3 protein-coding genes are annotated in these 8,083 nt (G+C 41.3%); all 3 read left to right on the plus strand.

What is annotated here, in order from left to right; all coding sequences use genetic code 11:
• The first annotated feature begins 399 nt into the window (after positions 1–399).
• Entirely contained in the window at positions 400–2,685 is a 2,286-nt protein-coding gene (locus tag ACP6PK_RS08500; RefSeq protein ID WP_426559236.1) for a PD-(D/E)XK nuclease family protein, read from the plus strand.
• 148 nt (positions 2,686–2,833) lie between these two features.
• Entirely contained in the window at positions 2,834–6,571 is a 3,738-nt protein-coding gene (locus ACP6PK_RS08505) for an Ig-like domain-containing protein (protein WP_426559237.1), read from the plus strand.
• Positions 6,572–7,062: 491 nt separating this feature from the next.
• The coding region (locus ACP6PK_RS08510) for a calcium-binding protein (RefSeq protein ID WP_426559238.1) at positions 7,063–8,083 on the plus strand (1,021 nt) is incomplete at its 3' end.

Genomic DNA, 8,083 nt, shown 5'->3' on the forward strand with positions numbered 1-8,083 from the left:
AGATAGACTCCCTAACTAAAAACTCTCTAGTCTTAATTTTACTGATACTAAGCAAAAGAAAATTCTGAGAAAAAACTCCAACGTTACAGTTTTGAGATAGACTCCCTAACTAAAAACTCTCTAGTCTTAATTTTACTGATACTAAGCAAAAGAAAATTCTGAGAAAAAACTCCAACGTTACAGTTTTGAGATAGACTCCCTAACTAAAAACTCTCTAGTCTTAATTTTACTGATACTAAGCAAGAGAAAATTCTGACAAAAAACTACAACGTTATAGTTTTTAGACTGGGATACTAGGATTAACTAACAGAAAGAAAAATACGAACTATAAACATAGCATCAACACAAATAATTCTGTAATATAATCTAGTTTCTTAACCAGACAAAGGATAGCTGAAATTGCCATCTTCTTCTCTTTGGATTACAGGGCCAACTCTTAGCGGTAAAACAAATCGACTAATAGAAGAATTCTGCATCAAAGGCCAACAGATTCAATCTCCCCTCAATCAAGTTTTCCCCACAGTAAGGCCAGAAAATTCTCAAAGTGATATAGCTGCCACTAGGCTCCAGCAAGACCACGATCAAATAGGGAACTTCCAACATACTGAACCCCAAATCTTAATCTTGGCCGCTAATGCAGAGAACCGGATTAATTTGATGGACCGAATTTTCGAGGCCACATCAGAACAATACCCCTATCACTCAACTACCCCATTAGGTTTTTTTGAGGATGAGGTCATCTTATTCTGGCCATTGCTAATCCAAGCTTTGGACTTGAGGGGACAATTTCCTTTACGACTACGCCCCGAAACAGAACAGGAACTTGCTAGCAGATTTTGGCGTCCTCAGATAGAGAAACTACAACAGCCAGGAGTAAGTCTAGAGCGGATGATACGTCGAACTCTAGACTTATTTCAGTTGGCTGCTTTCAGTTGCACGCCCACAGAAGAAATCGGCATGATTTTACAACAGGGATTTGAGGAAGTAGGGGCTGGTTCACCAAGTACCCTAGAAAATTTTTATGCCAATATAGTAGAATTACTGCAACAGTGGCAACATTGGTGTTGTCAAAGAGGTTTGCTAACTTACGGAATAATTACGGAGTTGTACTGGCGGTATCTACTGCCAAACTCTACCTATCAGCAACATTTAATTCATCGTTATCCGTTTGTATTGGCAGATGATGTGGATGAATATCCTGCCATAACTTATCAGTTGTTCGACTTTCTGTTAGATCATGGAGCTGTAGGTGTTTTCACTTATAATCCTGATGGTGCAATTAGATTAGGTTTGGGGGCTGACCCGGAATATCTAGCACAACTACAGAAAGGCTGTCAAATAGAAGCATTGGAGGCAGCTCAGAATTTAGCACAAGAAATAGGGGAACCTATTGTCGAATTAGTCGTCGATGATTACTTGAATACTTCTATTTATCAACTTCCAGCTTATTTTCAATCCATTGAAACTAGATCGCGGGCAGCTTTATTACGAGAAACAGCAGAGGTGATCGTTAAAGATATAAATTTGGGTATAGTAAAACCTGAAGAAGTAGCAATAATAGCTCCTGGTTTAGATGCGATCGCTCGTTATAGTTTGATTTCAATTCTAAACCATGCTGGAATTGCTGTGGAATCTCTCAAAGAACAACGTCCTCTAATAAGCTATCCGATGATCCGAGCATTGTTAAGTATTTTAACTTTAGTTTATCCAGGTTTGGGTCGTCTAGTAGATCGTAATGCTGTGGCAGAAATGCTGGTGGTATTAAGTCAGAGGTCAATTACTAAAAGGGAAAAAGAAATAGATGGTCAGGAAAATTTACAAAAGAATAATGATATAGATCCAGTCCGGGCAGGTTTATTAGCGGATCATTGCTTTTATCCAGATATTACACATCCACGCTTACTACCCATAGAAACTTTTTCTCGATGGGATAGGGTGGGATATCGAGCAACTCGTGTTTATAATCAGATTTTAGAGTGGATAGAAAAACAGCGATCGCAACAGCAACAACGTCAACTGCCTAACCCTATCTTTTTGCTAGATAGAGCAATTCAGAAATTTTTTATTTCTACTTATCTTTCTTTTGCTGAATTATCAGCGCTACGAGAGTTGATGGAAACAGCAACCCACTATTGGGAAGTAGAGCGCAGACTACAACAAAACTCCCAACTTCAGGTAACAGAAGGTATAACTGATGACCTAGTGGAAGAAGGTTTATCCTCCAGTACAGTTGAGAAATTTATCCAGTTTTTACGCAGAGGTGTTGTCAGTGCGAACCCATACCCAGTCCGTTCAATAGGTCATTCACCTCCGGCAGTTACTTTGGCGACAATTTTTCAATACCGAGCTAGTCGCAAATGTCATAGATGGCAGTTTTGGTTAGATGTTGGTTCTCCTCTCTGGTTAAGTGGAGGTACTGCCACTCTTTATGGAGCGCCATTATTCTTGCAGGGCCAGTTAGGAAATTGTTGGACTATTGAAGATACTCAAAAATCCGATCGGGAAAGATTGCGACGAATTTTGTTAGATTTGTTAAGTCGTGTAACTTATTCCCACTCTAGTTCAGTTAATGGGTCAAATGAACATCGGATTTACCTTTGTCACAGCGATTTTGCTGTTAATGGACAGGAACAAACAGGACCACTTTTACCTTTGGTCTACAGTTCTGCGTCTTATCCTGGTTAGTTAGACAATTCAGAATAAATACTTATTGTAATTTTTGGTCAAATTTAGGACTAATGAAAAATTAATGTTTTAAATACTATAAAAATAACTATTTGTCAATAAAGAACGCAAACAAATTTAAAGATAATTTTTACAGGGAGAATCAAGAATGGGCACATCAGCAGTAAGTACAAATGTTGTAATCGTTACAAGAGAAATAAATGGGGTTCTTGTACGAGGTTTCATTAACGATGATGGTGACTTTGTAGCATTACAACCACTACCAGAACCAACACCAGAACCAACACCAGCACCAACACCGGAACCAACACCGGAACCAACACCGGAACCAACACCGGAACCAGAACCGGAACCAACACCAGAACCAGAACCGGAACCAACACCGGAACCAGAACCGGAACCAACACCAGAACCAACACCCACACCAGCACCAACCCCACCACCAACAGAAGTTATCCAAGTTAGAGATGATAATGGCAGACTCATTGGTTTGATTATTAATGGCGAGTTTGTGGAATTGCCAACACCATCTCCATCAGAACCAACACCAACCGATTCGCCATTGCCACCACCACCACCAATAGCTGTAGATGATGACGTAACCACAAATCAAGCTCAAGCCGTTAGTTTCAATGTGCTTGAGAACGACATCGATCCTACAGGAAATGAAATATTCGTCCGTAACTTTAGCTTGCCGAAAAATGGCTCGTTAGTTGAAAATGGCACAGGTACTTTTACTTATACCCCCAGAGACTTCTTTATAGGAACAGATAGCTTTAGTTACGAGACAAGTAATGGCACAACAAGTTCCCTAGCTACAGTTAACATTAGGGTTTTCAATGAAGGAGCGCCCATCAGAGTAGAGGGAGTATTCCAAGGTAGTCCTAATAATGAATTTTTAATTGGTAGTGACCAAGTAGATGTGATATTTGGAGCAGGGGGAGATGACACTATTCTCGGTGAAGCTGCCAATGATGAAATTAGAGGAGACGCAGATAACGATACTCTCAATGGAGGTCGAGGCAATGATACAGTAACAGGAAATCAAGGTAACGATAACGCCCGTGGTGGGAAAGATGATGATTTTGTTTTAGGAGAAGATGGCAATGATATCTTATATGGCGATCGCGGTAATGATACTGTAAATGGAGGAGATGGGAGAGATAATATATTTGGGGGTAAAGGTAATGATAGTGTTTCTGGTGATGCAGGAGATGACTTTGTATCTGGTGACAGAGGTGATGATGCTGTCTTAGGTGGAGATGGTAACGATAATGTTCTTGGTGGCCCAGGGAACGACTTTGTTAGTGGTGGCGTTGGAGACGACTTTGTTAGCGGTGGTCTTGGTGTTGACCGCGTATTTGGAGATGCCGGGAATGATACCATCTTTGGTGATGAAGGCAATGATATAGTTGAAGGAAATTCTGGCAACGATTCAATATTTGGAGGTTCAGGAGCAGACCTGCTGAGTGGCAACGAAGATAACGACACCATAGATGGTGGGGATGGTAACGACCAAGTTCAAGGAGATTTTGGTAACGACTCTTTAGCAGGAGGTTTAGGCACAGATACTCTTATTGGTGGTGAGGGTAACGATACATTTTTTATTAGTCCTGAAAACGGTGGCATAGAAATTTTTGAGGCAGATGTTATTGCTGACTTTAATGGTAATACAGACCTAATTCGTCTAGGAGGTGGTCTTGGTTTTAACGATTTAGTTATTTTCCAAAGTCCTACTTCAGGAGGTCGTGATACCATCATTCAAAATGGTTCTGATGGTCCATTCTTAGCTATCTTAGTCGGAGTTGACAGTAATACTATTAATTCTGGTAATTTTATTGGTGCTGGTGGGTTTCCACCACCAGTAGATCCGGTAGATCCGGTAGATCCGGTAGACCCGGTAGACCCGGTAGACCCAGTAGACCCGGTAGACCCGGTAGACCCGGTAGACCCAGTAGACCCGGTAGATCCAGTAGATCCGGTAGACCCGGTAGACCCGGTAGACCCGGTAGACCCAGTAGATCCGGTAGATCCGGTAGACCCGGTAGACCCGGTAGACCCAACACCACCGCCTATTCCCAACCTTCCACCTAATGCGCAAGATGATGAGGTAACAACTAGCCAAGATACATCTGTAGAGTTCGATGTCTTAGAAAACGATTCCGATCCTGAAGGCCAACCACTGACAGTAACTGATTTTTCTTCAGTTTCCAATGGAGAGTTAGTGGTGAAAAGCAATGGAATATTTGAATACACCCCCGATACTGATTTTATTGGTACTGATAGTTTCAGCTACACTATTAGCGATGGTGATGGAGGAAGCGATAGTGCTAATGTTACGATTACAGTTAACCAACCACCAGAGCTAGTTAACAATACTGGTATAGTAGTAGAAAAAAGTTCGGGTATACGGTTCATTAATCAGAATAATTTACAAGCGTCAGATGCTGATAATAGTCCTGGTGAGTTAATTTACACAATTGCAGATGCTCCAGATTTAGGTGAACTAAGAATAGGAAGTAGCCCCCGGTTACGAGAGGGAGACACTTTCACCCAACAAGATATTAACGATAACTTACTACAATTTACCCCAGATGATACAGCAGGTAACGACTCTTTCAGTTATACCGTTGCCGATACTTCTGGTGGTCAAGTTCCTCTAACTTCATTTAGCATCGGTATTACAGATGATACTAAAACATTAACTAATGAAGCTGATAACTTCACTGGTACTGCCCTCAGTAATAATATTTTGGGTTTGGCAGGAGATGATAGCATTGATGGTCTGAGTGGCAGTGACTATATTAGTGGTGATGAAGGAAATGACTCTATTTTTGGTAACGCTGGTGATGATTGTCTATCTGGTGGATCTCAACAAGATACTCTCCTAGGGGGAGATGGTAGCGACAGCGTGTTTGGTGGTGACGGTAATGATAGCATTTCTGGGGATACAGGAAATGATAGTCTCTTTGGGGAGGCAGGTAATGATAACTTATTAGGAGGAGATGGTGGTGATAGTATCGTTGGAGGAGAAGGTAACGACTCTATTCTGGGAGCAGATGGGGAAGACACTATAGCTGGCAATGCAGGTAATGATACTATTCGCAGTGGAGTTGATAACGACTCTGTAACTGGAGGAGAAGGTAGCGATCTAATAGATGGTGGTGCTGATAACGATACTATTAATAGTGGCGCTGGAGCGGACACCGTTTTAGGGGGTTCAGAAAACGACTCAATATTCGGAGATACAGGTGATGACTCTCTGGTTGGTGATGATGGGAACGATACTATAGATGGTGGTTCAGGTCAAGATGCTATTCTTGGTGACATAGGAGATGATTCTATCCAAGGTGGTGATAACAACGATCAGATTGACGGTAGTGTGGGTAATGATACTATGGCTGGAGGATCTGGTTCTGACAGAATCACAGGTGGTGCCGGTAACGACTTCTTCTTCTATGAAGTGGCTGACCAAGGCGTTGATAGAATCGTTGATTTTGACAGTAAAGGTGATGATACATTCCTATTTACATCTGCTAACTTTGGTGGTTTAACTAACGATGGTTTTTCTAGTGTGATTCTCCAAAACGAAAATGTTGGTTCTGAAGGTCTGAGTATCGCTGATGCAGAATTGATTATTTTTGAAGGTAAGTTTGATAATGTACAAGCAGTCAATGCTGCTTTAAATGTACAAAATGGATCGAGCGATCGCCCGGCTTTCTTTGTTTACTTGAATGGTAAACTTAACAAATATGTGCTTGGTTATGACACAAGTTTGGCTGATGATAGTTTGCCTGCTTTTGAGTTGGGTATCCTCGAATCTATTGAACCTGACGCAGACCAAATATCAACTATTATTGAGGCTGATGATTTTGACTTTATATAAGAATTAGGGAATAGGGAGTAGGGAGTAGGGAGTAGGGAATTAAGTAAAAATTTTTATTCCCTTACCTTTCTCAAAAAATAATTATGTTATGAGGAAAAATCAAGATGACACAAAGAGTTACAGCGCTTTTCAAATTGATGAACCACATCTTCACAAGCAAAAATCCTGTAGGGGCGTTTCGCTACGCGACATATAAAACGTTTGCGGAGCATTCCGATAGGAAAGTTGTGCGTAGCTAATGGCCATTTCCTAAGGTCATGCTACGCAAACGCCCCTACTGTGGTCTACCCAAATGAAAACCGCTGTAAACAACAAAGGGAGTAGGGAGTAGGGGATAGGGAATTAAGTAAAAACTTTTTATCCCCTTTCTAAATAGGGAACAGGGAAAAACTTTTTATTCCCTTACCTTTCTAAAAAAAGGAAAAAGGAATATTAATTAGACTATTCCCTACTCCCTAACAAAAAAATAATAATTATGAGGAAAAATCAAGATGACAGAAAGAACTAAACGACAAGTCGAACTACCACCACCAATTTTTATTGAAGGTTTAGGAGAGGGAACTACTCTCAGCGACTCCATACTTGGAAGTCAAATATCAGACACAATTTTAGCATTGTCTGGAGATGATACAGTTTTTGGACTAGATGAAAATGATGCTCTCCTAGGGGATGAAGGTCAAGACCAAATGAACGGAAATGCCGGAGATGATTTTCTCGACGGAGGTCTGGGAGATGATTGTTTGCGGGGAGGTAAAGATTTAGATACTCTCCTAGGAAATAGTGGTAGCGATATATTATTTGGCGATCGCGACAGTGATACTATATTAGGAAGTGAAGGTGATGATACTATTTTTGGAGGTAAGCAGAATGACAGTATTGTGGGTGGTGGAGAAGATGACCTATTATTTGGCGATCGGGGCAATGATGTAGCTGCTGGTAATATTGGCAATGATACAATAGTTGGCGGTGCAGGTGACGATCGCTTATTAGGAAATGATGGTGGAGATACCTTGTTTGGAGAAACAGGTAGAGATATTCTAGAAGGAAACGCAGGAGATGATGTACTTTTTGGCGGAAGAGATGCAGACTCCCTAGAAGGAGGAGTCGGTGCAGACTTTCTCTCAGGAGATATTGGTGCAGATACGATTACAGGTGGTCTTGGGCAAGATACCTTTAATCTTGCACCCAACTCAGGAGGTCCAGGAGTTAGTAGTGCAGACTTTATCAATGACTTTAGCAATGAAGATTTAATTGGTCTGAGTAATGGTTTAAGTTTTGAACAACTAAGTATTTTTGCATCAGAAGACAACCCCGATAATACAATTATTAGTGTAGGTGGTACTAACGGTGATGTCTTAGCAGTATTAGTAGGAGTTGATAGCAGCACTATTGATTCTGGTAGCTTTACTGGTGGTGGTGGGTTTCCGCCACCAGTAGACCCGGTAGACCCGGTAGACCCGGTAGACCCGGTAGACCCGGTAGATCCGGTAGACCCGGTAGACCCGGTAGACC

This window comes from Dapis hubbardiae BLCC-M172 (assembly GCF_050016015.1).
In the GTDB taxonomy this organism is placed as follows: Bacteria; Cyanobacteriota; Cyanobacteriia; order Cyanobacteriales; family Microcoleaceae; genus Trichodesmium.

Bases quoted from the DNA above. Each gene is read 5' to 3' on its own strand.
- ACP6PK_RS08505 (WP_426559237.1), top strand. From the start codon at position 2,834: ATGGGCACATCAGCAGTAAGTACAAATGTTGTAATCGTTACAAGAGAA.